Raw genomic sequence first — 21691 nt, forward strand, 5'->3', positions numbered from 1 at the left:
AAGGGGATTTCGCCGGGGGCGGACTCAGACCGGTTCCGGCAGCTCCATGGTGGAGACGTCCTTGCCGAGTTCGAGCATCTTCTCCAGGATCCAGCCCCGGTTGAGCAGGGCGTTGCGCACCCGGAGCCCGGCGGCGGTGCGCGGGGCGAGGAACGGGCCGGTGCGGTCGCCGCCGCGCTGGCAGCGTTCGGCGTACGGGCGGACGGTCCGTTCGTAGCGGGCGAAGGCGGTGCGGTGGTCGCCGTCGGCGCGGGCGAGTTCGGTGGCGAGGACGTACGCGGCGACCAGTGCGGTGCCGGTGCCCATGCCGCCGATGGTGGCGCCGCAGGCGGCGTCGCCGAGCAGGGCGATCCGGCCGTCGGACCAGGCCGGGACGTCGGCGCGGCTGATCGAGTCGAAGTAGAGGTCGTCCGCGTCGCGCAGGGTCTCCAGCAGGTGCGGGACGGGCCGGCCGAGGTCGGCGAAACGTTGCTGCAGCAGGGACTTGAGGGCGTCGGTGTCGTGCCGGTCGTGGTCGAGCTGCGGCGAGGCGAACAGCAGGAAGGCGCCGGCGCGGTCCGGGTCGCGGGGGTCGGCGCCGGCGGCGGCGAGCCGGCCGGGGGTGTTGATGCCGGTGCTGCCGGCGGGCAGGCCGAGCGTGTTGGGGAACTGCCAGGTGGCGGCGTAGTAGCCGAGGTGGCGGACGTGGTCCTGCTCGGGGCCGAAGGCGAGGGCGCGGATCCGGGAGTGCAGTCCGTCGGCGCCGATCACCAGGTCGAAGCGGCGGTCGGGGCCGTGCCGGAAGGCGACCCGGACGCCGCGGTCGTCCTGCCGGAGCGCGGTGACGGTGTTGCCGAACAGGTACTCGGTGGTGGATTCGGTGTGGCGGTGCAGGAGTTGGGCGAGTTCGCCGCGCGGGATCTCGATCTCGCCGCCGGCGAAGTCGGCGGGCAGCCGGAGCAGCGTGCGGCCGTGCCGGTCGGTGAAGGTCATCGGGTTGCCGCCGGTGTCGAGGCTGTGGAGCTCCTCCAGCAGGCCCATCCGGCGGAGGACCGTCAGGTGGGTGGGGCCGCGGAAGTCGACGGCCTGGCCGCCGGCCCGCAGCGCGGGCGCGAGTTCGACCACGGTGGGGCGGTGGCCGTGGCGGGCGAGCCAGTAGGCGAGCGCGGGCCCGCCGATGCCGGCGCCGGAGATCAGGATCTGCATGTTTCCCCCTCGGTGGGCAGGCCGGAGCGGGCCCTCCCCGGGCCCGGGCCAGAAAGTGTGTCCGATGGACACTGTTTCTGCTGTGTACGGTAGACGCAGTTTCAGGCCGGACGCAAGGCAGTTCGGCGCGTACCGGGGAGGGCCCGTGGCGGAGCAGTCGGAACAGCCGGGACAGGACGCGGCGGCGGTGCGGCTGCTGTGGGGGCCCCCGGCCCGGCCGACCCGGGGGCCGAAGCCGGCCCTGAGCCTGGAGGCGATCGCCCGGGCCGGGATCGAGGTCGCGGACGCCGAGGGGCTGGCGGCGGTGTCCATGCAGCGGGTGGCGGGGCTGCTGGACTACACGAAGATGTCGCTGTACCGGTACGTGCCGGGCAAGGCCGAGCTGATCGCCCTGATGATCGAGCACACGGTCGGCGAGCCCCCGCCGCCGAGCGGTGCCCCGTGGCGCGACCAACTCACCGACTGGGCGCACCGGATGGCCGCCCTGCTCGCCGCCCACCCGTGGGTGCTGGACGCGCTGTCCGCCCCGCGGCTCACCGGCCCGCGCGAACTCGCCTGGCTGGAGCGGGTGGTGGCAGCACTGGACGGCCAGGGCCTGAGCGGTGCGGAGCGGATGGACGCCGCCGTGCTGCTGGTCGGCCACGTGCGGGCGATCGCCGAGCAGCAGCGGCAGTCCCGCGAGGGCTCGCCCGAGGCGGAACTGCTGCGCGCCCTGGGCGGGCTGGTCATGGCGCACGCGGAGCGCTACCCGGCGCTCGCCGCCGCCCTGGCGGAGCCGGGCGACGGCCGCGACAACGCCTTCGACTTCGGCATCGAACGGATCCTGGACGGGCTGGCGGCGCTGATCGACCGCCGGGCGGGGCGGCTCTGACGGGCCGTCGGGCGCGGCCGGGCGTCAGGGCTGCGGGCGGCGCGGACCGGCGCGGTGCCGGCCGCGCCGGGCGGGGGTGCGGGCCGTGACGGCGCCGGCCAGCACGAGCGGGGTGAGCAGCAGAACCATGGTCAGGTGCATGCGGTGCCTCCGGGTGGTCCGGTTCCTGCTGGTGCCGTTCCCGTGCCGGGCGCGGACGTGTGGGCCGTTCCGCCGGGATCACCCGCCCGGACCGCCTCGCGGCCCGGATCTCCCCCGGTCGGTCGTCCCCCGGTAGTGGATCTCCCCGGGCCGACGATCCGTCAATCTGCTTCGCGGGGGCGCTCGGGCAGCACGATCGGCGCGCCCCCACGCGGGTGCGCCAGCGCCGCGACGGCGTGCCGGTACCCCCTGCGGGGCTGCTCCGCACCCGGACCGTCCCCGGTGGAGCCGCCCGACGAGGGTGCGGCCCGCAGCGCCCCGGCCGTCGTACCCGGCGGCCGGCGCGGGGTCGTGGGGCCCGGCGATCACGCCGCGCCCCACCTCCGCGCGCTCCCTCGCGATCCGCCGTTCGCCGTGACGCGGGGTCAGGACCGGTCTCGGCCCCGGCCGTCGTCTCTGTCGGCCCGCTCGCCCCGCCCCACTGCTCGGCGGCCCGGGTCCGCCGGAGGAACGAGGGCGGGCGTACCTCGCGGCCCGCTCCAGCGGGGTCGTGCCGGGGATCGGGCGGTCCTCAAGGTCCCGCGCCGTCCTCCAGCAGCAGGTCGACGAGGTCCGGTGCGCGACGGATCCGGCCGTGACGGGCGGACGGTACTCCAGCTGCCGACTCCCGGTCGCCGGTCGCCGCCACGAGCCGCTCCGCGCGCTCCGGTGCGCCGCCCCTTCGGGGCATCAGCGGATCGGGTCGGCCGGTCCGTCCTGGCCTTCGCGTTCCACCGCGAGGACGGCGAGTGCGCGCAGGCGGCTGAAGTACTCGCGCCCCTCGGCGTCGTCGGCGAGTTCCGGGAGGATCCGGTCGACGGTGGCCATGCCGTGCCGGAGGGCTTCTCGGCGCCGCCGGTCGAGCGGCCCGGTCAGCGCGGCGGACACGCAGCCGGCCAGGTGGCTGTCGAGCAGGACCAGGTCCTCGCCCGCGGGGGCCTGACGGTAGCAGCTGCGCGGAAAGGGCAGGGTGAGGAAGTCCTCCCACAGCCGGGCCAGCGGGTCGGAGTGCGTGTCGCTCATGCCGTCGATGATGCCCGAGCCGACACGGCCGCCCTCACCCCGCCCCGGCTTCGCGAACTGACGGGACGTCCGCCCGGTCGGCCCGCACCGGCGCGACACCCCGGTCCGTCGTCCGGTGCCGCGTCGGGACCCGCGCCGCGCCCCGATTCGCTCGCCGGGTCCGCCGCCGGCATGATTCGATGCCCGGCATGGACCGCTCTTTCGACGCACTTCTCGCCGAGGCCGAGGCCGCTCCGGTCGACGGCTGGGACTTCTCCTGGCTCGACGGCCGGGCCACCGAGCAGCGCCCCTCCTGGGGCTACCAGCGGCTGCTGGGCGAGCGGCTGGCCGCCGCCTCCGCCGCGCTCGACGTGCAGACGGGCGGCGGCGAGGTGCTGGCCGGGGCGGCGACCGGAGGCTTTCCGCGCACGATGGCCGCCACCGAGGGCTGGCCGCCGAACGCGGTGAGGGCCACCCGACTGCTGCATCCGCTCGGCGCGGTGCTGGTCGCCTCCCCGGAGGACGCGCCGCTGCCGTTCGCGGACGGCGCGTTCGACCTGGTGACGAGCCGTCACCCGGCCACCGTGCACTGGCCGGAGCTCGCCCGGGTGCTGGTGCCGGGCGGCAGCTACTTCGCGCAGCACGTCGGCGGCCGCACCAACGTCGAGTTGAGCGCGTTCTTCCTCGGCCCGTTCGAGGTGGGCGGGGCGCGCGAGCACGAGGTGGAGGCGGCGCAGGCCCGGGCGGCCGGCCTGGAGGTGGTGCAGTGCCGCAACGAGCGGCTGCGCCTGGAGTTCTTCGACGTCGGCGCGGTGGTGTGGTTCCTGCGCAAGGTGGTCTGGACGGTGCCGGGCTTCTCGGTGGACCGCTACCGCGAGCGCCTGCGCGACCTGCACGAACTGATCGGGCGCGAGGGCGTGTTCGTCTCCACCATGTCCCGCACTCTGATCGAGGCCCGCAGGCCCACCGCCTGATCGGGCCCCGGCGGGGCGCCCGTGGCGGCGCGCGTCCCCCGCCCGGCCCGCCCGAGCGGCTATGCATGGGCCGGGCGGGGTCCGAGGGAGCGCGGGAGGCGGTCGCGGTGGTGCAGGACGAGCAGGAGCAGCGCACGGAGCTGGACCGCAAGGGCGGTCCGGGCCACACGGTGTTGCTGGCGCTGGTGGTGGCCGTCCCGCTGGTGAAGATCGCCTGGACGGTGGGCGGCGGCTCGCACACCCGCGAGGTGGTCGGCGCGATGGGCGTCCGGAACCTCGGCGAGGTGGTGGTCGGCATGGTGACGACCCGTCCGCTGCTGGGCGGTCTGGTGGCGGTGGTGACCTCCCGGGTGGTGTTCGCGCTGTTCGCGGCCCGGGGCGCGGTGCCGGGCGGCCGCTCGCCGGGTTCGACGGCCCGGACGGTGGCGCTGACGCTGGTGAACCCGCTGGCGATGGGCGTGCTGTGCTGGGTGTTCTACGGCCCGTGGTGGGGGCTCGCGGTGACGCTGGTCGCGCTGATGCTGCGTCAGGGCATCGTCTGGGAGTACCGGGCGGGCCGCCGCGGCCACCGCCCGGCCCGTACCGGCCTCGCCCCGTGGCAGGTGCGGTTCGTCGCGGCCGAGCAGTGGGCCGCCGTGCTGCTGACGGTGGTCCTGCTGCCGCTGACGGCGTTCGCCACCGCCCTGGACGGCCTGGCCTGGGACACGGTGCTGCACTGCCAGGTGGCGACCGGCGCGCAGACCGAGGAGTCCCGGCTGATCGAGCTCGACCGCAAGGGCAACGGCGTGGTCGGCTGGGACCTGCACGCCGAGGAGATCGTCAACGGCCTCGGCTGTGTGAAGGAGGATTCGTTGCGGGTCCGCCCGGCCTGGTGGAACTCCTGACCGGCGAAGCGCCCGGGGCGGCGTGGGAGCTCCTGACCGCTCAGCGGGCGAACCGGCGCACGGGGTGGCCGGAGGGGCCGGTGGTGAGCCAGCTGCCGTCGCCGAGCGGCTGGAGGTCGTAGGGGCCCGTGGCGTGGGTGGTGAACTCGCCGAGGATCCGGCCGTCGTGGGCGTCGACGCGGTACGCCTGGAACCACTCCTGCTCGTCCTCGGTCTCGCCGGTGAGGACGAGCAGCAGGGTGTCCGCGTCGAGGTGGCCGCCGCTCCACTCCACCATCGCCTCGTGTTCCTCCGGCGCGTCGCCGAAGTCGGCGAGGGTGACGGTGAGTTGCACCTCGCCGTCGGGGAGGGCGAGCACGGTGGCGTCGTCCTGGCCGTGATCGACCGTCAGCAGGCGGCGGCCGTCGGGCGACAGGCCGATCGGGCACCGGTCGTCCCAGGGCAGGCGTTCCACCTCCAGTCCGTGCTCGCCGAGCCGGCCCCGGTACACGGCGGTGCCGTCCTGGCCCTCGCCGATGTCGAGCAGCATCGCGCCGCCGGTCCGGTCCGCCCAGTGCTCGCCGCCGTGGCCGACGGTGTCCAGGTCGGCCCGGCCGAGCAGTGCGCCGGTGGCGGCGTCCAGCACCTCCCACCGGTCGGTGTCGCCCCGCCCGGCCATCGCGTCCGGCCGGTACACCCACAGGCGCCGCCCGTCGGGGGACAGCGCGCAGTTCGCCGTGTGGCCCCACTCCTCGGTCTTCTCGGGCGTGAACGCCGAGCGCCACAGCTGTTCGCCGTCGGCGGCGACGCACACCACGGCGTCCGGGGTGGCGTAGTACGCGCGGGAGAGGTCGGCCGGCACCGTGCGGCTCACCACGGCGTCCCCGTCCACCGGTCGGAACACGGCGGCGGGCCGGAGTTCGCCCGGCTCGTCGCCGGTCGGGCGGTAGGCGCAGATCGCGCCGTCCACCAGGCGCGTGACGACGGGGCGGTGGGCCGGGGAGTCGGTCATGCGCGCCACGACAGCCCTCGGCGGTGACGGCCCCCGCCGGTGGGCGGGGTGACGGGGCGTCGGCTTCCGTCTCCGGGTGTATCCGCCGGGCCGGGTCTCCTCCTGGCGAGGGATGCCGCGGGGCGGCCGGACGGTGAGGCTGGCGGGCGACGAACCCCTTCTGTCCGAAGTGTGTGTCGAAGGAGAATCGTGTGAAGAAGTACCGATCCGCGCTGCGGCTGGCCGCGTCGCTGGTGGTCGCGGGCGCGTCGGTGTTCGCCCTGGCGCCCTCGGCCGGCGCGGCCGCGCCCGGCGCGCCCGGGTTCGCGCCGGTGCCCCGGCGGGCCGCGCTCCAGCAGGGGCTGGACGCGCTGACCGGCCGGGCGGGCGCGAGCGGCGCGATCGCCGAGCTGCGCGACCACGGGCGCGCGGTCTGGCGCGGCAGCTCGGGCGTGGCGGACCTGACGACGCGGCGGCCGGCCCCGGTGGACGGGGAGTTCCGGGCGGGCAGCGTCACCAAGACCTTCGTGGCGACCGTGGTGCTCCAGCTGGTCGCCGAGCACCGGGTGGGCCTGGACGACCCGGTCGAGCGCCACCTGCCGGGCGTGGTCCCGAACGGCGCGAACGTCACGGTCCGTCAGGTGCTCAACCACACGGCGGGCCTGTACGACTACACCGAGGACCCGCGGTTCGCGTACGACTCGGACGAGGCGATGCGCCGGCTGCTCGCCACGGACCGGTGGAAGTCCTTCGAGGCCCGCGACCTGATCGCCGTCGGCGTCTCGCACGAGCCGTACTTCGCGCCCGGCCGGGGTTGGCACTACTCGAACACCGACTACCTGCTGATGGGCGAGCTGATCCGGCAGGTGACCGGCAACGACTGGCGGGCCGAGGTGCGCGAGCGGGTGCTCCGGCCGCTGGGGCTGCGCCACACCTTCCTGCCGGGCGACGCCACCGCCGTCCCGGGGCCGCACAGCCACGGCTACCTGCCGCTGTCCGACGGGCCGGCCGACATCACCGAGCTGAACCCGTCGGTGGCCGGCCCGGCGGGTGAACTCATCTCCACCACGGACGACCTGGCCCGGTTCGACGCGGCGCTGCTGGGCGGCCGGCTGCTGCCCCCGGCGCAGCTCGCGGCGATGACGGAGACGGTGGCGGCGGACGCGCAGCCGCCGTCCCGCTACGGCCTGGGCCTGATGCAGCTGCGGCTGTCCTGCGGCGAGGTCTGGGGGCACCCGGGCGGCATCTACGGCTACGTCACGTACCTGTTCGGGGACCGCTCCGGCACCCGCCAGTTGGCGATCTCGGCCAACCCGTACGACCAGCGGAAGGGCGCGGAGCTGGTGCCGGCGGTGATCGACCTGATCGACCTCGCCTTCTGCGGCCCGGAGTCCGCTTCCTGATCCGGCGTCACCTCCCGGTCCGCCGGCCGAGTGGCCCCGCCGGACCGGGAGGTGGCCCGCTCACTGCGGCAGGGCGCCGTCCCGGATCACCTGCCGGTACCAGTGCGCGCTGTCCTTCGGGGTGCGGCGCTGGCTGGCGAAGTCGACGTGCACGATGCCGAAGCGCTTGCTGTAGCCGTACGCCCATTCGTAGTTGTCGAGCAGCGACCACAGGAAGTAGCCGCGGACGGGCGCGCCGTCGGCGATGGCGCGGTGCACGGCGGCGAGGTGGGCGTGCAGGTAGGCGATCCGCTCGGGGTCGTGGACGGCGCCGCTGGGGTCGCTGTAGTCCTCGTAGGCGGCGCCGTTCTCGGTGACCAGCAGCGGGACGCCCGGGAGGTCGTCGCGCAGCCGGGTGAGGAGTTCGTACAGGCCGTCGGCGTCGACCGGCCAGTCCATGGCGGTGCGGGTGCCGGGGGCGGGCAGGAAGCGGATGCCCCGGTCGGCCGGCCAGGGGCTGCCGCCCTGGTGCCCGTCGCCGCGCGGGGCGCCCTCGGCGGGCTCGGCGGCCTCGGCCGCGACGACGGTCGGCGTGTAGTAGTTGATGCCCAGCGAGTCGACGGGGCGGGAGATTTCGGCGAGGTCGCCGTCGCGGACGAAGGACCAGTCGGTGATCTGCGCGGTGTCGGCGAGGACGTCCTCGGGGTAGCTGCCGCGGAACACCGGGTCGAGGTAGATCCGGTTGGCGAGGCCGTCGATCCTGCGGGCCGCGTCGAGGTCGGCGGGGCCGGCGGTGAGCGGGCGGACGGCGGCCAGGTTGAGGGTGAGCGACACCTGTGCGCCGGCGGGGAGTTCGGCGCGCAGCGCGGCGGTGCCGAGGCCGTGGGCGAGCAGCAGGTGGTGGTGGGCGGCGAGGGCGGCGGCGTGGTCGGTGCGGCCGGGGGCGTGGACGCCGTTGCCGTAGCCGAGGAAGGCGCTGCACCAGGGCTCGTTGAGGGTGGTCCAGGTGGGGATGCGGTCGCCGAGGCGGCGGGCGGCGATGCTCGCGTACTCGGCGAAGCGGTGGGCGGTGGCGCGGTCGGTCCAGCCGCCCTCGTCCTCGAGTTCCTGCGGCAGGTCCCAGTGGTAGAGGGTGGCGACGGGGGTGATGCCGGCGGCGAGGAGTTCGTCGACCAGGCGGTCGTAGAAGTCGAGTCCGGCCTCGTTGGCGGGGCCCCGGCCGCCGGGCCGCACCCGCGGCCAGGCGAGCGAGAACCGGTAGGCGCGCAGGCCGAGTTCGCACATCAGGGCGACGTCCTCGCGGTAGCGGTGGTAGTGGTCGGCGGCGATGTCGCCGGTGTCGCCGTTGCGGACGGCGCCGGGGCGGCGGGCGAAGGTGTCCCAGATGGACGGGGTGCGGCCGTCCCGGTCGGCGGCGCCCTCGATCTGGTAGGCGGCGGTGGCGGCGCCCCAGACGAAGCCGGCCGGGAACCGGGCGGGTGCGGCCGAGCCGGTCGCGGGAGGAGTGTCGACGGTCATGTGGTCTGCCATCCAAACGGTTCGAGGGTGCGTCGGCGGGGGGGGGGACGGCCGGGTCAGCCCTTGACGGCTCCCTGCATGATGCCGCCGACGATCTGCCGGCCGAGCAGAGCGAACACGGCCAGCACGGGCAGGGTGCCGATCAGGGTGCCGGCCATCACCACGGACTGGTCGGGGACGTAGCCCTGCCCGAGCGACTTCAACGCGACCTGCACGGTGGGGTTCTGGGAGCTGAGGGCGACGATCGGCCAGAAGAAGTCGTTCCAGGTGGCCATGAAGGTGAGCATGCCGAGCACGGCCATGCCGGGGCGGGCGACGGGCAGCACGATGGACCGGAAGATCCGCAGCAGCGAGGCGCCGTCGGTCCGGCCGGCCTCGACCAGTTCGTCGGGCAGCGCCTGTGCCAGGTACTGGCGCATGAAGAACACGCCGAAGGCGGAGGCCAGCGAGGGCAGGATCACCGAGGGCAGCTTGTTCTGCAGGTCGAGCCTGGCGATGACCATGAACAGCGGGATCACGCCCAGCTGCGGCGGGATCATCATGGTGCCGACGGTGACGGCGAGCAGCGCGCCGCGGCCGCGGAACCGCAGCTTGGCGAAGGCGAAGCCGGCGAGCGTGGAGGAGAGCACCACGCCGGCGGTGACGGTGCCGGACACGATCAGCGAGTTGACCAGTGCCTTGCCGATCTCGGCCTGCCGGAGCGCCTCGCCGAAGTTGTGGAACAGCTGGGGCCCCGGGGTCAACGCGGGGGTGGCGGAGCTGAGTTCGGCGTTGGAGCGGCTGGCGGCGACCAGTGTCCAGTAGAACGGGAAGACGGCGAGCAGCGTGGCGCCGATCAGCACGGCGTGGGCGAGCGGTCCGCCGTGCAGCGGCGGTCGCGCCCGGCGGGGCGAGCGGCGGGCCGAACTGCGGGGCGCGGCCGCGGGCTTGTCGAGCACCTGGGTCGGGTGGGTCATCGGGTCACCGGTCCGTGCGGTTGCGGCGGGCGGCGATCGCCGCGTTGAGCAGGGCGAGTACGACGATCAGTAGGAACATCACCCAGGCGACGGCGGCGGCCCGGCCGAGGTGGAAGAAGGTCCAGCCCTGCTCGTACAGGTAGAGGCCGAGGGTCTGGTACTGGTGCGAGATGCCGCCGCCGGAATTGCCCTCGTAGAGCAGGGGCTCCCCGAACAGCTGGGTGGCGCCGATGGTGGAGACGACCACGGTGAACACGATGGTGGGGCGCAGTCCGGGCACGGTGACGTGCCGGAACTGCTGCCACCGGGAGGCCCCGTCGACGGCCGCGGACTCGTACAGCTCGGCGGGGACGGACTGCATGCCGGCCAGGTAGATCAGCGCGTTGTAGCCGGTCCAGCGCCAGGTGACGACGGCCGAGACGCCGAACTGGGAGGCCCAGGTGCCGGCCTGCCAGTCGACCGGGTGGAGGCCGGTGCTGCTCAGCACCCAGTTGATCAATCCGTAGTCGCGGCCGAAGAGTTGGGCGAACACCAGGGTGGCGGCGGCGACCGAGGTGGCGTACGGCATCAGCATCGCCACCCGGTAGAAGGCGCGGCCGCGGAGCCGGTGGTTGAGCAGGTGCGCCAGGCCCAGCGCCATCAGCAGCTGCGGGACGGTGGAGAGCACGCCGATGGTGAAGGTGTTGCGCAGCGCGTTCCAGAAGAACGGGTCGGAGAGCAGTCGGCTGTAGTTCTGCAGGCCGAGCCAGTCCGCCCGGTCGGAGGTCTGGAGTTCGACCCGGTGCAGCGACACCCAGGCGGTGTACAGCAGCGGGAACAGTCCGAACGCGGCGAACAGCACGAAGAACGGGGCGAGGAAGCCGTACGGGGCGAGGCGGCGGCGCGGGCGGCCGGGCCGCTTCGCGGGCCCGGCGGCGGGCAGCCGGGCGGTGGAGCTGAGGGCCATGGGGCGGGGTCCTTCGACGGGGCGGCCGGTCCCGCCGCCGCGTGGGCGGCGGGGCGGGCCGGCGGGGTTCGACTGCCTGGATCCGACGGCCCGTCAGTTGCCGTCGGCCTTCTTGATGTTGTCCAGGGCGTGCTTCCAGGCGGTGTCGGGCGAGGTGCCGGTGCGTTCGACCTCGCCGAGGGCGTCGGTGAACGCCTTGCCGATCACGCCGTCGTCGGTGCCGAGCACCTGGGCGGGCATCGCCTTCGCCGATTCGCTGAAGATCCGGCCGATCGGCGCGTTGTTGAAGTACGGGTCGGTGGCGTCCTTGATGGCGTCCTGCGCGCCGGTGGAGGACGGGAAGGAGCCCTGCTTGGTGAACAGGGCGGCCTGCTGTTCCTTGGCGGTCAGCCACTTGATCAGCTGGGCGGCCTCCTTGGGGTGCTTGGCGGTGCGCGGGACGGTCAGGTAGGAGCCGCCCCAGTTGCCGGTGCGGCCGGGTCCGGGGGCGATGTCCCACGTGCCGGCTCCCGCGTCGCCGGCCTGGCCCTTGATGTAGCCGATCATCCAGGCGGGGCAGGAGAGGGTGGCGAACCTGCCGGTGGAGAACGCCTTGTTCCACTCGGGCGTCCACTGGGCGAGCTTGGCGGACAGGCCGTCGGCGACCAGGGCGGTGGCGTCGGCCCAGGCGGTCTTCACGGCCGGGCTGCTGTCGTACACGGGCTTGCCGGACTCGTCGGCGTAGCGGACCTTCTGCTGGCCGACCTCGGCGGTGAACATGCCCGCGGCGCTGTCGGTCCAGGCGTGGCCGGCCCCGGCCTTGGCGGCGTACTGCCTGCCGAGGTCGAGGTAGCCCTGCCAGGTGGACCACTTGGCGGCGAGTTCGGTGCGGTCGGTGGGCAGCCCGGCGGCCTTGAACAGGTCGGTGCGGTAGCAGATCGCCTCGGGGCCGATGTCGGTGCCCGCGCCGAGCACCTTGCCGTCCGCAGTCCGGATCGCGGCGCCCTTCCACTCCACCAGGCCGTCGTTGACGTCGCCGATGCCGAGCGTCCGCAGGTCGGTGAACCGGTCGGCCTGCTTCTGCACCACGCCGGCCACCCGGCCGACCTCCAGGCCCTGGATGTCGGCGAGGCCGCCGCCGCCCGCGAGCTTGGTCTGCAGCGCCTGCCAGTACTGGCCCTCGTCCTGGGTGTCGGTCTGCTTGACGGTGATGTTCGGGTGGAGCTTCGTGTACTCGTCGTAGAGCCCGGCCTCCTTGAACCCGAAGGTGCCGAACAGGTCCACCGTGAGGGTCACCTTGCCGTCGGCGGAGTCCGCGGCCCCGGTGCCGCCGGAGCCGCAGGCGCTGAGCAGGAGGGCGGTGGCGAGGACGGTACTGCCCAGGGCAGCGGTGGAGCGGCGGACTCTCGGGGTAGCCATGCGAAGGCCTCCAGGGCGGGGCGGGTGCGTGGGTGGGGTACCAGAGCGGAGGCGGCGGGCGCCCGAATTTCTGAGAGCGCTCTCAACCGATGCCGAGAGAGTGCCGGGCCGGAACTCCCCCGTCAAGCCCTCGAAACCTGAACGTGATCTCGCACGGACCGCCACCTGGGCTTTCGACTTCTGAACGCAACAGTCTCCGTCACGGCGGTTGACACCCTTTCGGGCCCGCCCGTACGGTCCGCTGGCTGAGAGCGCTCTCATACTCCGCCCGCCCCCACTCGAAGGTGGACCCGACCATGAAGCTCCGCTCCCTGCGCGGCCCCACCGCGGCCCTGACCACCCTGGCGCTGGCCGCCGCCGCGACCGTCACCGCCGCCCTGGGCACCGGCACCGCCTCCGCCGCCACCGTCCGGGTCGGCCTCGGCGGCTACAGCGACGCCCGCCCCGCCGGCACCGTCGGCCCGAGCAACGCCGACGGCGCGCCCGTCACCCCGAAGACCACCCCGCGGACGGCCGGGCAGGCCGCTCCCACCAACGACTGGTGGTCCTCGCTGATCTACCAGCGCTACGCGGGCAACCCGTACTCGGAGAACCTGTACGCCCACCCGATGACCTTCAAGGCCCGGGCCGCGGGCCTGGAGGTCGGCTACCCGACCGCGCCGACCGTCACCCCCGACGGCCGCCAGTACGACTACACCCACACCCAGGACCTCACCCTGGGCGTGGCCGGCCTGAACTCACCCGACACCAGGGTCGACGGCTGGTCGGACTGGACCGTCACCCCCTTCTGGGCGGACGGCGCGCACACCTTCAGCGCGACGATCGGCCACGGCCTGCCGTACGTCTTCGCGCACGCCGCCGGCGGGGCCGCGCAGGTCACCACCGCCTCGGCGCCGACCGTCTTCAGCAACCAGGGCAGCGTGCTCGGCATCACCGTCGCCGGCCACTCCTACGGCCTGTTCGCGCCCACCGGCAGCAGCTGGAGCGTCAACGGCAGCACCCTGACCGCGAACCTCGGCAGCAAGGACTACTACTCGGTCGCGCTGCTGCCCTCCGCCGCCGACCTCGCGCTGTTCCGCACGTACGCCTACAACTTCGTCACCGACACCAGGGTCGGCTGGGCCTACGACGAGGCCGCGGGCCGGCTCACCACCACCTTCACCGCCACCACCGCCGCCCAGGAGGGCGCCGCCGGCGGCACGCTCCTCGCGCTCTACCCGCAGCAGTGGCAGGCCACCCCGGACACGCTGACCTCCCTCGCCTACACCTCCCCGCGCGGCACCATGAAGGTCCGTCAGGGCTCGTCCTTCTCCACCGTGCAGTCCGTCACCGGCGTCCTGCCCTCGCTGCCGGACGCGGGCGGGTACGACCGGGCGGCGCTCGACGGCTACGTGCACCAGGTCGCCGACGCGAGCGACCCGTTCAACGGCGCCACCGACACCTACTGGGTCGGCAAGGCGCTCGGGCGGCTGGCCCAACTGGTGCCGATCGCCGACCAGTTGGGCGACACCGTGGCCCGCGACAAGCTGCTCGGGCTGATCAAGGGCAAGCTCCAGGCCTGGTTCGCCGGCACCGGTTCACCGGGCTTCGCCTACGACTCCACCTGGAAGACCCTGATCGGCTACCCCGCCTCCTACGGCACCGACGCCGAGCTCAACGACCACCACTTCCACTACGGCTACTTCGTGCAGGCCGCCGCCACCGTCGCCCGCTACGACACCGCCTGGGCGGCCGACTCGCAGTGGGGCGGCATGGTCAAGCTGCTGGCCAAGGACGCGGCCAACACCGACCGCGCCGACGCCCGGTTCCCCTGGCTGCGCAACTTCGACCCGTACGCGGGCCACGGCTGGGCGTCCGGCCACGCCGGCTTCGCCGCCGGCAACAACGAGGAGTCCTCCTCGGAGTCGCTGAACTTCGGCGCCGGCCTGCTGCTGTTCGGCGCCGCGACCGGCGACACCGCGCTGCGCGACCTCGGCGTCTACCTGTACACCACCGAGGCCAACTCCGTTCAGCAGTACTGGTTCGACGCCGACCACCGGGTCTTCCCGGCCGCGTTCCAGCACGCCACGGCCGGCATGGTCTGGGGCTCCGGCGCCGCGTACTCCACCTGGTGGACGGCCGCGCCCGGCATGATCCACGGCATCAACTTCCTCCCCGTCACCTCGGGTTCGCTCTACCTCGCCCGCCGCCGGGACGACCTGGCCGCCAACCTGGCCGAGCTGAAGAGCAACAACGGCGGCGCGTTCACCGACTGGCGCGACCTGCTGTGGGAGGCCGAGGCGCTGACCGACCCGGCCGCCGCGAAGGCCGACTGGGACGCCGGGAACGCCGGCTACACCCCGGAGGAGGGCGAGTCCCGGGCGCACACCTACCACTGGGTCTACGACCTCGCCGCCCTCGGCACGCTCGACCCGGCGGCCACCGCGGACACCCCCACGGCCGCGGTCTTCGTCAACGGCGCCACCCGCACCCACGTGGCGCACAACTACACCGCCACCACCCGCACCGTGCACTTCTCCGACGGCTACAGCCTGACCGTCCCGGCCCGCTCCACCGCCTCCGAACGCGGCAGCAGGCCCGACGGCGGCAGCGGCGGCGCCACCGGCTCGCCGTCCCCGTCCGCCCCCTCATCGCCCTCGCCCTCCCCGACCGTCCCGCAGACCCGCGCGAACACCCTCTACCTGTGGCCCGACGGCACCCTCTCCCCCGCCTTCGGCACCGGCGCGACCGGCAGCACCGTCCCGGCCGGCGACGGCGCCAACCACGACGGCACGCCCTACCGGCCGGTGACGTTCACCCTCGGCCACCTCACCGGTGCCGCCCGGACCGGCGGCAGCACCGACTTCGACCTGTACGTCGACGCGGGCACCACCGTCGCGCTGGCCCAACAGGCCCGCGTCTCCTACGACTTCGACGGCAACGGCACCGTCGACCGGACCGAGACGTACCGCTACTTCGCCACCGACCCGGTCCCCGGCTGGGAGCGCTACAGCGCCACGGCCGCCGGGCTGCGGTCCACCACCGGCGGGCCGCTCGCCGACCTGCGCGACGGCACCGTCACGATCGAGGTCTGGCCCGCCCTCGGCAGCGCCCCGGCCCAACTCCGCACCGGCGCCACCTCGTCCCAGGGCAGCGCCTCCGTCCTGCGGATCCCGTTCGACTGACCGGGCCGGCACCGCGAGCGCCTCCCGGGCCGGCGCGGCCCCCGACGGGTCCGCACCGGCCCGGGAGGCGGCCCGTCAGGCCGACCCGCGCACCACCAGCCGGGTCGGGATGATCACCGAGGACGGTGCCGAGGCCTTCGGGTCGTTGAGCCTGCGCAGGAGCTGACGCGCCATCAGCCGGCCCATCTCCTCGATCTCCTGGTGGACGGTGGTCAGCGGCGGATCCGTCCAGGCCGCGATCGACTCCACGTCGTCGAAGCCGACCACCGCGACGTCCTCGGGGATGCGCCGCCCGGCCGCCCGCAGGACCCGGATCGCCCCGGAGGCCATCGAGTCGGAGGCCGCGAACACCGCGTCCAGGTCCGGGCGGCGGTCGAGCAGTTCGGTCATCGCGCGGATGCCGCCGTCGGCGGTGAAGTCGCCGACGGCGATCAGGTCCTCGTCGCCGTCGGGGAGCAGGTCGCGGTAGCCGTCGAGGCGGTCGATCGAGGAGGTCTGGTCGAGCGGCCCGGTGATGGTGGCGATCCGCTCGCGGCCGAGGGAGCGCAGGTGCTGGACGGCGAGCCGGGCGCCGCCGCGGTTGTCGTTGTCGATGTAGACCACGTCGCGGTCGGACTCGGCGCCGGACCAGCCGGGGCGTCCGCCGACCACGAAGGGCAGCCCGAGGCGCTGGGCGGTCTCGGGGGTGGGGTCGGAGCGGTGCAGCGAGAACAGCAGGACGCCGTCGACGTGGCCGCCGGCCAGGTAGCGGCCGATCCGCTCGTGGTCCCGCTCGTCCTCGGCCAGCAGCAGCACCATCTGGTTGTCGGCGGCGGCCAGTTCGCGGCTGATGCCGCGCAGGTGCTGGGCGAAGAACGGGTCGGAGAAGAACCGGGCCTCGGGTTCGGCGACGACCACGCCGATCGCCCGGTTGCGCCGCGTGACCAGGGTGCGCGCGGCCGGGTTGGGCACGTAGCCGAGCTCGGCGACGGCCCGTTCGACCTTCTCCCGCAGCGGGGCGCGCACGCCCGCACCGCCGTTGACCACCCGGGAGGCGGTGGCCCGGGACACGCCGGCCAGCTCGGCCACCGACTCCAGGGTGGGGCGCCCGCCCGTTCCCGCCTCGGCCTCGCCCACCCTGCACTCCTCTTCGCCGCCGTACGCCCACGCACCAGGCCGTGATCGCGCTCCTGCTGCCAGCAGCCTAGCGCCCGCCGCCCGTGTCGAGAGCGCTCTCAGAACTCGGCCGCCGGCAGGGTCACGGTGAACACCGAGCCCGCGCCCGGGGTGCTGGCCACCTGCACGGTGCCGCCGTGGAGTTCGGCGATCTTGCGGACGATGGCGAGGCCGAGGCCGCTGCCGCCGGTCTGCCGGTTGCGGGACCGGTCGGCCCGCCAGAAGCGTTCGAACACCAGCGGCAGGTCGGCCGCGGCGATGCCGCGGCCGGTGTCGGCGACCTCGACCAGCACGGCGCCGTCGGCGGCGCGGGCCCGCAGGGTGACGGTGCCGCCGGGCGGGGTGTGGCGGACGGCGTTGGAGACGAGGTTGCCGAGGGCCTGCCGCAGTCGCACCGGGTCGGCGAGGACCTCGGGGGCCGCGGCGGGGGACGGTTCGACGGCCAGGGCGACGCCGGAGGTCTTCGCCTGCGCCCCGTGCGCGTTGGCGACCTGCGCCAACAGGTCGTCGAGGTCCACGGGTTCGGGGTGCAGGACGAGTTCGCCGGCGTCGGCGGCGGCGAGGTCCCGCAGGTCGTCGATGAGGTGCTGGAGCTGCATGGCCTCTTCGAGCAGCGAGCTCGTCAGGGCGCGGTCGGCGGTGGCGACGCCGTCCTCGACGGCCTCCAGCCAGCCGCGGATGTTGCTGAGCGGGGTGCGCAGTTCGTGGGCGACGTCGCCGACCATGGCCTTGCGCAGTTCCTCGAGTTGTCCGCGCCGCTCGGCCATGGCGTTGAAGGCGGCGGCGAGTCGGGAGATCTCGTTCCGGCCGGTCACCCGGACCCGGGCCGAGAGGTCGCCGTCGGCCATCCGCCGGGCGGCGTGGGTGAGCGCGTGCAGCGGCCGGGAGAGCCGCAGCCCGACCGCCACCGTGACGGCCACGGTCACCGCCAGCACCAGCGCGGCGACTTCGGCGACCCGCCCCGGGTGGGCGGCGGTCAGCCCGGGGGCCTGGCCGGCGGGGGCGGCCGGGGTGCCGACGAACAGCAGCACGGGCGGCGCCACGTACGGGACGAGTTGCTGGCGGCGGGCGTTGGTGAGGCACTCGGTGGCCGCCCGGTCCTGGCGCGGCTCGCCGGTGGGGACGCCGTCGGGTCCCAGCGAGAGGGTGACGGCCCGGACCTGCTGGCGGGCCAGGCAGGCGTTGACCAGCGCGCCGAGGTCGGCGAGGGCGACCGCCGCGGTGCTGTCGGGGGCGCTGGCCACCATCGGGGTCTCGCAGCGCCGGCCGGTCGGGCGGCCGTCGGCGGTGCGCAGCTGAGGTCGTCCGGCGAGGTCGTCGGTGACGGTCGCCTCGATGCCGAGCGTCGTCCGGAGGCACTCGGCCTGCTGCGTGAGTTCGTTGGCGCGGGCCCGGTGTTCCTCCGGGGTCGGCCGGAACGGGCCCGCCGCGCGGGCGTCGATCCGGTCGGCGGGTGCGTCGGGCAGCAGGGCGAGGTCGACCGAGAGCGGGTCGACGATGGCGGTGGGCGTCCGGGCGAGGGGCGGCCGGTCGGCGGCGGGGTCCGGCGGCGGGACCGTGGCCGGGGCGGCGGAGTCGACGACGGGTTCGGAGCGGGGGGTGGTGAGGACGATGCGCTGGCCGGTGGCGGCGGCGAGCTGCCGCACGGTGTCCTGGGCGCCGCTCCAGTCGGGGTGGGTGGCGGCGTAGCCGAGCAGTTGGTGGTAGATCCGGGTGTGGTCCGCGACGGCCTGGGTCTGTTCCTGTCGGATGGCGCCGGTGGTGGTGCGGGCGGCCAGCCAGGCCGTCGCGGCGATGGAGCAGAGCGAGACCAGGGCGGAGAGCGCGAGCAGACGGGCCGTCAGGCTGCGGCGCAGCGGGGTGTCACGGGGCAACGCGCGGTTCCTCCGCGAGCTTGTAGCCGATGCCGTAGACCGTCAGGAGGGTGGCGGGGCGGCGCGGGTGGGGTTCGATCTTGCGGCGGAGGTTCATCACGTGGGTGTCGACGGTGCGGGCGGTGGTGTACCGGTCGATGCCGTGCAGGTGTTCCAGCAGTTGGGCCCGGGTGAAGACCCGGCCGGGCTGGGCGGCGAGCACTTCCAGCAGGGTGAATTCGGCGGGGGTGCAGCTGACGGGCCGTCCGTGGGCGGTGACTTCGTGGCGCAGCGGGTCGACGGTCAGGGGTCCGGCGGTGAGGGCGGCCGGCGGTGCGGCGGTGTCCCGGGGGCGGGCGGGCGGGGTGCCGCGGCGGAGCAGGGCGCGGACCCGGGCGACGAGTTCCCTGGGGCTGTAGGGCTTGGTGAGGTAGTCGTCGGCGCCGAGGTCGAGGCCGAGCAGCAGGTCCTCCTCGGCGGTGCGGGCGGTGAGCATCAGCACGGGCAGGGCGGATTCGGCGCGCAGGGCGCGGCAGACGCCGAGGCCGTCCAGTTCGGGCATCATCACGTCCAGGACGAGGAGTTGCGCCGGTTCGCGGCGGGCTTCGCGCAGGGCGGCGCGGCCGTCGTGGACGACGACCACGTGGTGTCCTTCGCGTTCCAGGTACCGGCGGACGAGGTCGGCCTGCTTGGGGTCGTCCTCGGCGACGACGACGTGTGCGCACATGCCGATGATCGTAGAACGCCCGAGCGGGCCGCTGACCTGTCGGTCTGTCGGTTCCGGGCGATCGGGGACCACTTCCCCACCGGTTCCTGACAACTTCCTGACACCGGGCGGCGAGGGTGGCGGGGTCCGCCGGGCCGCGGTCCGGTTCCGCTCCGAAAGGTCTCCGCGTGAAGTCCTCCCTCCGTCAACTGCCGTTCGCCGCCCGGGTCCTCGGGGTGGCCCTGGTCCTGTCCACGCTCCCGGCCGCCGGCTCGGCCGCGGCCGCGCCGGCCGGGGGCGTGCCCCCGACCGTCGCGGAGCAGGACGTGATGCCGCACCTGGCCGCCCTGCAGCGGATCGCCGACCGCAACGGCGGCAACCGCGCGCACGGCACCTCCGGGTACGCGGAGTCGGTGGCGTACGTGCGGCACGCGCTGGACCGGGCCGGGTTCCGCACCGAGCTGCACCGCTTCGAGCACGACGGCAGGGCGGGGTACAGCCTGGTCGCCGACTGGCCGGGCGGCGACCCGAACCACGTGCTGCTGACCGGTGCCCACCTGGACAGCGTGGTGGAGGGGCCGGGCATCAACGACAACGGGTCGGGTTCGGCGGCGGTGCTGACCACCGCCCTCAAGGTGGCCGAGGCCCGGCTCAAGCCCGCACGGCACCTGCGGTTCGCCTGGTGGGGTGCGGAGGAGGTCGGGCTGGTCGGTTCCGCCGACTACGTCAAGGGCCTGTCCGCCGCCGACCGCGGGGCGATCGACCTCTACCTCAACTTCGACCAGGCGGGCAGCAGGAACAAGCGGCAGTGGCTCGTGGTGAAGGACGGGCCGCAGGTCGACGCCACGGCCGCGCGGGCCTTCGAGTCGTGGTTCACCGACCGGGGGTTCGACACCTTCGACATCGGCGTGGGCGGCTCGGACAACGAGTCCTTCGGCAATGCCGGCATCCCGTCGTCCGGTTTCAGCACCGGCATGTCGGACTGCATCCACGAGGCGTGCGACGACCTCGCCAACGTCGATCCGGCGACGGAGACCACCAGCACCAACGCCCTGATCGGCGTGCTGTGGCAGCTCGCGGCCGCCCGTTCCTGACCGTACGTCACCCCGAGGAGATCCCGGAGATGCGCACCCGACGCACCGCCACCACGCTCGCGCTCGCGACCGCCGTCGGCGTCGCCCTGACCGCCCTGCCCGCCTCGGCGGCGACCGGGGTGGGCGACCCGTACTTCCCCGACGACGGCAACTGCGGCTACGACGTGGCGCACTACGACGTCCGGATCGCCTACGACCCGGCCCGCACCGACCACTTGGACGGCGACACCACCGTCACCGCGCGGGCCACCCGGGCGCTGGACCGGTTCAGCCTGGACCTGAAGGGCTTCACGGTCGCCTCGGTCGTCGTGGACGGCGTGCCGGCGCGGTCCTTCTCGCGGTCCGGCGCGCACAAGCTGGACGTGGTGCCGGCCCGGAAGCTCGCCCGGGGCGCGGTGTTCACCGTCCGGGTGGCGTACGCGGGGACGCCCGACGCCGAGGGCTGGCACACCCTGGCCGACGGCGGCGCGAACGTGGCGGGGGAGCCGCACTCCGCGACCTCGTGGTACCCGTCCAACGACCACCCCTCCGACAAGGCCACGTTCGCCCTCACCGCGACCGTCCCGGACGGCTGGACCGCCATCGGCAACGGCCGCCCGGGGCCGACCACCGCCGGCAACGGCAGGACGACCTTCCGGTGGAACGAGGACCGCCCGATGGCGACGTACCTCAGCACGGTCGCCGTCGACAGGTTCACCGTCCACCGGGCGCAGCTGCCCGACGGCACGCCGGTCATCACGGCGTACAGCCCGGACGCGGTGATCGACCCGGCCGCGGAGGCCGAGCAGCAGGACGTCCTGGCCTTCCTGGCGTCGAAGTTCGGCCCCTACCCGTTCTCCTCGGCGGGCGCGATCGTGGTGGGCGCCCAGAAGGATCCCGGCCTCGGTCCGATCGCCCTGGAGACGCAGAGCCGGCCGACCTACAGCGGCGGCATCTTCGACGCGCCGGTGGTGCACGAGAACGCCCACCAGTGGTTCGGCGACAGCGTCTCGTTCACCGACTGGCGCGACGGCTGCCTCGCCGAGTGCTTCGCCCAGTACGCCAACCAGTTGTGGGAGGAGCACAAGGGCGCCGACCTCGACACCGGTTTCTACGCCGCCGAGGTCGCCGCCAACCGGGACGACCCGTCGTACTGGTCGACGCGGCTCTACGACCCGGGCGCGGGCCGGGAGCTCGACGCCGCCCTGTACTTCAAGGGCTCGCTGATGCTGCACGCCCTGCGGCGCACCGTCGGTGACGAGGCGTTCTTCGCCACGCTGCGCCGGTGGACCGCCGAGCACGCCTGCGGCAACGCCTCCTTCCCGCAGTTCGAGGCGCTGGCGGCGCGGGTCTCGGGCCGGGACCTGACGGGGTTCTTCGACGCCTGGGCGCACGGGACGACGGTCCCCGCGAAGGAGTTCCTGTACCCGGGCCCGCTGGCGCCCCTGGCCGGGCGGTAGCCGGCCGCCGGGTC

General features: G+C 74.4%; 17 protein-coding genes. 7 read left to right on the forward strand and 10 right to left on the reverse strand.

What is annotated here, in order from left to right; genetic code table 11:
- Nucleotides 1-24: 24 nt before the first annotated feature.
- Entirely contained in the window at nucleotides 25-1185 is a 1161-nt protein-coding gene (locus ACFV1L_RS30080; RefSeq protein ID WP_380371746.1) for an FAD-dependent monooxygenase, read from the reverse strand.
- Between the two features lie 145 nt (nucleotides 1186-1330).
- Between ACFV1L_RS30080 and ACFV1L_RS30085 the strand changes: the two genes are divergently transcribed.
- Nucleotides 1331-2056 (forward strand): TetR/AcrR family transcriptional regulator, encoded by a 726-nt coding sequence (locus ACFV1L_RS30085; protein WP_380371747.1) that lies wholly within the window; start codon nucleotides 1331-1333, stop codon nucleotides 2054-2056.
- 870 nt (nucleotides 2057-2926) lie between these two features.
- On the opposite strand, the gene ACFV1L_RS30090 is transcribed toward ACFV1L_RS30085, so the two are convergent.
- Complete coding sequence (locus ACFV1L_RS30090; RefSeq protein WP_380371750.1) at nucleotides 2927-3259, reverse strand: hypothetical protein; 333 nt, start codon at nucleotides 3257-3259, stop codon at nucleotides 2927-2929.
- Nucleotides 3260-3447: 188 nt separating this feature from the next.
- Here ACFV1L_RS30090 and ACFV1L_RS30095 point away from each other — a divergent pair, with 188 nt between their 5' ends.
- Nucleotides 3448-4212, forward strand: a complete 765-nt coding sequence (locus tag ACFV1L_RS30095; RefSeq protein ID WP_380371752.1) for a methyltransferase domain-containing protein — start codon at nucleotides 3448-3450, stop codon at nucleotides 4210-4212.
- A 107-nt stretch (nucleotides 4213-4319) separates the two neighbouring features.
- Nucleotides 4320-5096: a hypothetical protein gene (locus ACFV1L_RS30100; RefSeq protein ID WP_380371755.1), complete on the forward strand. Its 777-nt coding sequence runs from the start codon at nucleotides 4320-4322 to the stop codon at nucleotides 5094-5096.
- A gap of 40 nt (nucleotides 5097-5136) precedes the next feature.
- On the opposite strand, the gene ACFV1L_RS30105 is transcribed toward ACFV1L_RS30100, so the two are convergent.
- Nucleotides 5137-6087 (reverse strand): hypothetical protein, encoded by a 951-nt coding sequence (locus ACFV1L_RS30105; protein WP_380371757.1) that lies wholly within the window; start codon nucleotides 6085-6087, stop codon nucleotides 5137-5139.
- Nucleotides 6088-6278: 191 nt separating this feature from the next.
- Between ACFV1L_RS30105 and ACFV1L_RS30110 the strand changes: the two genes are divergently transcribed.
- Nucleotides 6279-7469 carry a serine hydrolase domain-containing protein gene (locus tag ACFV1L_RS30110; RefSeq protein WP_380371760.1) on the forward strand — a complete coding sequence of 397 codons (1191 nt, stop codon included), beginning with the start codon at nucleotides 6279-6281 and terminating at the stop codon, nucleotides 7467-7469.
- Between the two features lie 60 nt (nucleotides 7470-7529).
- On the opposite strand, the gene ACFV1L_RS30115 is transcribed toward ACFV1L_RS30110, so the two are convergent.
- The 4 genes from ACFV1L_RS30115 to ACFV1L_RS30130 all read right to left on the reverse strand — a co-directional run bounded on the left by ACFV1L_RS30115 (nucleotide 7530) and on the right by ACFV1L_RS30130 (nucleotide 12266).
- Complete coding sequence (locus ACFV1L_RS30115; protein ID WP_380371763.1) at nucleotides 7530-8978, reverse strand: GH1 family beta-glucosidase; 1449 nt, start codon at nucleotides 8976-8978, stop codon at nucleotides 7530-7532.
- Between the two features lie 44 nt (nucleotides 8979-9022).
- On the reverse strand, nucleotides 9023-9922 hold the full coding sequence (locus ACFV1L_RS30120) for a carbohydrate ABC transporter permease (RefSeq protein WP_380371765.1): 900 nt from the start codon (nucleotides 9920-9922) through the stop codon (nucleotides 9023-9025).
- A gap of 4 nt (nucleotides 9923-9926) precedes the next feature.
- Complete coding sequence (locus ACFV1L_RS30125) at nucleotides 9927-10868, reverse strand: carbohydrate ABC transporter permease (RefSeq protein ID WP_380371768.1); 942 nt, start codon at nucleotides 10866-10868, stop codon at nucleotides 9927-9929.
- A gap of 93 nt (nucleotides 10869-10961) precedes the next feature.
- Nucleotides 10962-12266, reverse strand: coding sequence for an extracellular solute-binding protein (locus ACFV1L_RS30130; RefSeq protein ID WP_380371771.1), 1305 nt, complete (start codon nucleotides 12264-12266; stop codon nucleotides 10962-10964).
- 296 nt (nucleotides 12267-12562) lie between these two features.
- Here ACFV1L_RS30130 and ACFV1L_RS30135 point away from each other — a divergent pair, with 296 nt between their 5' ends.
- Nucleotides 12563-15430, forward strand: coding sequence for a glycosyl hydrolase (locus ACFV1L_RS30135; protein WP_380371774.1), 2868 nt, complete (start codon nucleotides 12563-12565; stop codon nucleotides 15428-15430).
- Nucleotides 15431-15505: 75 nt separating this feature from the next.
- Here the strand turns inward: ACFV1L_RS30135 and ACFV1L_RS30140 are convergent, their stop codons facing one another.
- The 3 genes from ACFV1L_RS30140 to ACFV1L_RS30150 all read right to left on the reverse strand — a co-directional run bounded on the left by ACFV1L_RS30140 (nucleotide 15506) and on the right by ACFV1L_RS30150 (nucleotide 19165).
- Entirely contained in the window at nucleotides 15506-16546 is a 1041-nt protein-coding gene (locus ACFV1L_RS30140) for a LacI family DNA-binding transcriptional regulator (RefSeq protein WP_380371777.1), read from the reverse strand.
- Between the two features lie 98 nt (nucleotides 16547-16644).
- Nucleotides 16645-18459, reverse strand: coding sequence for a sensor histidine kinase (locus tag ACFV1L_RS30145; RefSeq protein WP_380371779.1), 1815 nt, complete (start codon nucleotides 18457-18459; stop codon nucleotides 16645-16647).
- Complete coding sequence (locus tag ACFV1L_RS30150; RefSeq protein ID WP_380371782.1) at nucleotides 18449-19165, reverse strand: response regulator transcription factor; 717 nt, start codon at nucleotides 19163-19165, stop codon at nucleotides 18449-18451. The genes ACFV1L_RS30145 and ACFV1L_RS30150 overlap by 11 nt, the downstream gene beginning before the upstream one ends.
- Nucleotides 19166-19332: 167 nt before the next feature.
- Between ACFV1L_RS30150 and ACFV1L_RS30155 the strand changes: the two genes are divergently transcribed.
- Together ACFV1L_RS30155 and ACFV1L_RS30160 are read left to right on the forward strand one after the other, a co-directional pair.
- The gene (locus ACFV1L_RS30155) at nucleotides 19333-20238 is read left to right on the forward strand and encodes a M28 family peptidase (protein ID WP_380371785.1); all 906 of its coding nucleotides are present in this window, start codon (nucleotides 19333-19335) and stop codon (nucleotides 20236-20238) included.
- A 29-nt stretch (nucleotides 20239-20267) separates the two neighbouring features.
- Complete coding sequence (locus ACFV1L_RS30160; protein WP_380371787.1) at nucleotides 20268-21677, forward strand: M1 family metallopeptidase; 1410 nt, start codon at nucleotides 20268-20270, stop codon at nucleotides 21675-21677.
- The last annotated feature ends 14 nt before the right edge of the window (nucleotides 21678-21691 follow it).

The organism is Kitasatospora sp. NPDC059646 (genome assembly GCF_042734615.1).
GTDB lineage: Bacteria > Actinomycetota > Actinomycetes > Streptomycetales > Streptomycetaceae > Kitasatospora.

Excerpts from the sequence above, each read along its gene's own strand:
- ACFV1L_RS30080 (WP_380371746.1), bottom strand. The coding sequence starts at position 1,185 with ATGCAGATCCTGATCTCCGGCGCCGGCATCGGCGGGCCCGCGCTCGCC.
- ACFV1L_RS30090 (WP_380371750.1), bottom strand. The coding sequence starts at position 3,259 with ATGAGCGACACGCACTCCGACCCGCTGGCCCGGCTGTGGGAGGACTTC.
- ACFV1L_RS30095 (WP_380371752.1), top strand. The coding sequence starts at position 3,448 with ATGGACCGCTCTTTCGACGCACTTCTCGCCGAGGCCGAGGCCGCTCCG.
- ACFV1L_RS30105 (WP_380371757.1), bottom strand. The coding sequence starts at position 6,087 with ATGACCGACTCCCCGGCCCACCGCCCCGTCGTCACGCGCCTGGTGGAC.
- ACFV1L_RS30115 (WP_380371763.1), bottom strand. The coding sequence starts at position 8,978 with ATGGCAGACCACATGACCGTCGACACTCCTCCCGCGACCGGCTCGGCC.
- ACFV1L_RS30120 (WP_380371765.1), bottom strand. The coding sequence starts at position 9,922 with ATGACCCACCCGACCCAGGTGCTCGACAAGCCCGCGGCCGCGCCCCGC.
- ACFV1L_RS30125 (WP_380371768.1), bottom strand. The coding sequence starts at position 10,868 with ATGGCCCTCAGCTCCACCGCCCGGCTGCCCGCCGCCGGGCCCGCGAAG.
- ACFV1L_RS30130 (WP_380371771.1), bottom strand. The coding sequence starts at position 12,266 with ATGGCTACCCCGAGAGTCCGCCGCTCCACCGCTGCCCTGGGCAGTACC.
- ACFV1L_RS30135 (WP_380371774.1), top strand. The coding sequence starts at position 12,563 with ATGAAGCTCCGCTCCCTGCGCGGCCCCACCGCGGCCCTGACCACCCTG.
- ACFV1L_RS30150 (WP_380371782.1), bottom strand. The coding sequence starts at position 19,165 with ATGTGCGCACACGTCGTCGTCGCCGAGGACGACCCCAAGCAGGCCGAC.
- ACFV1L_RS30160 (WP_380371787.1), top strand. The coding sequence starts at position 20,268 with ATGCGCACCCGACGCACCGCCACCACGCTCGCGCTCGCGACCGCCGTC.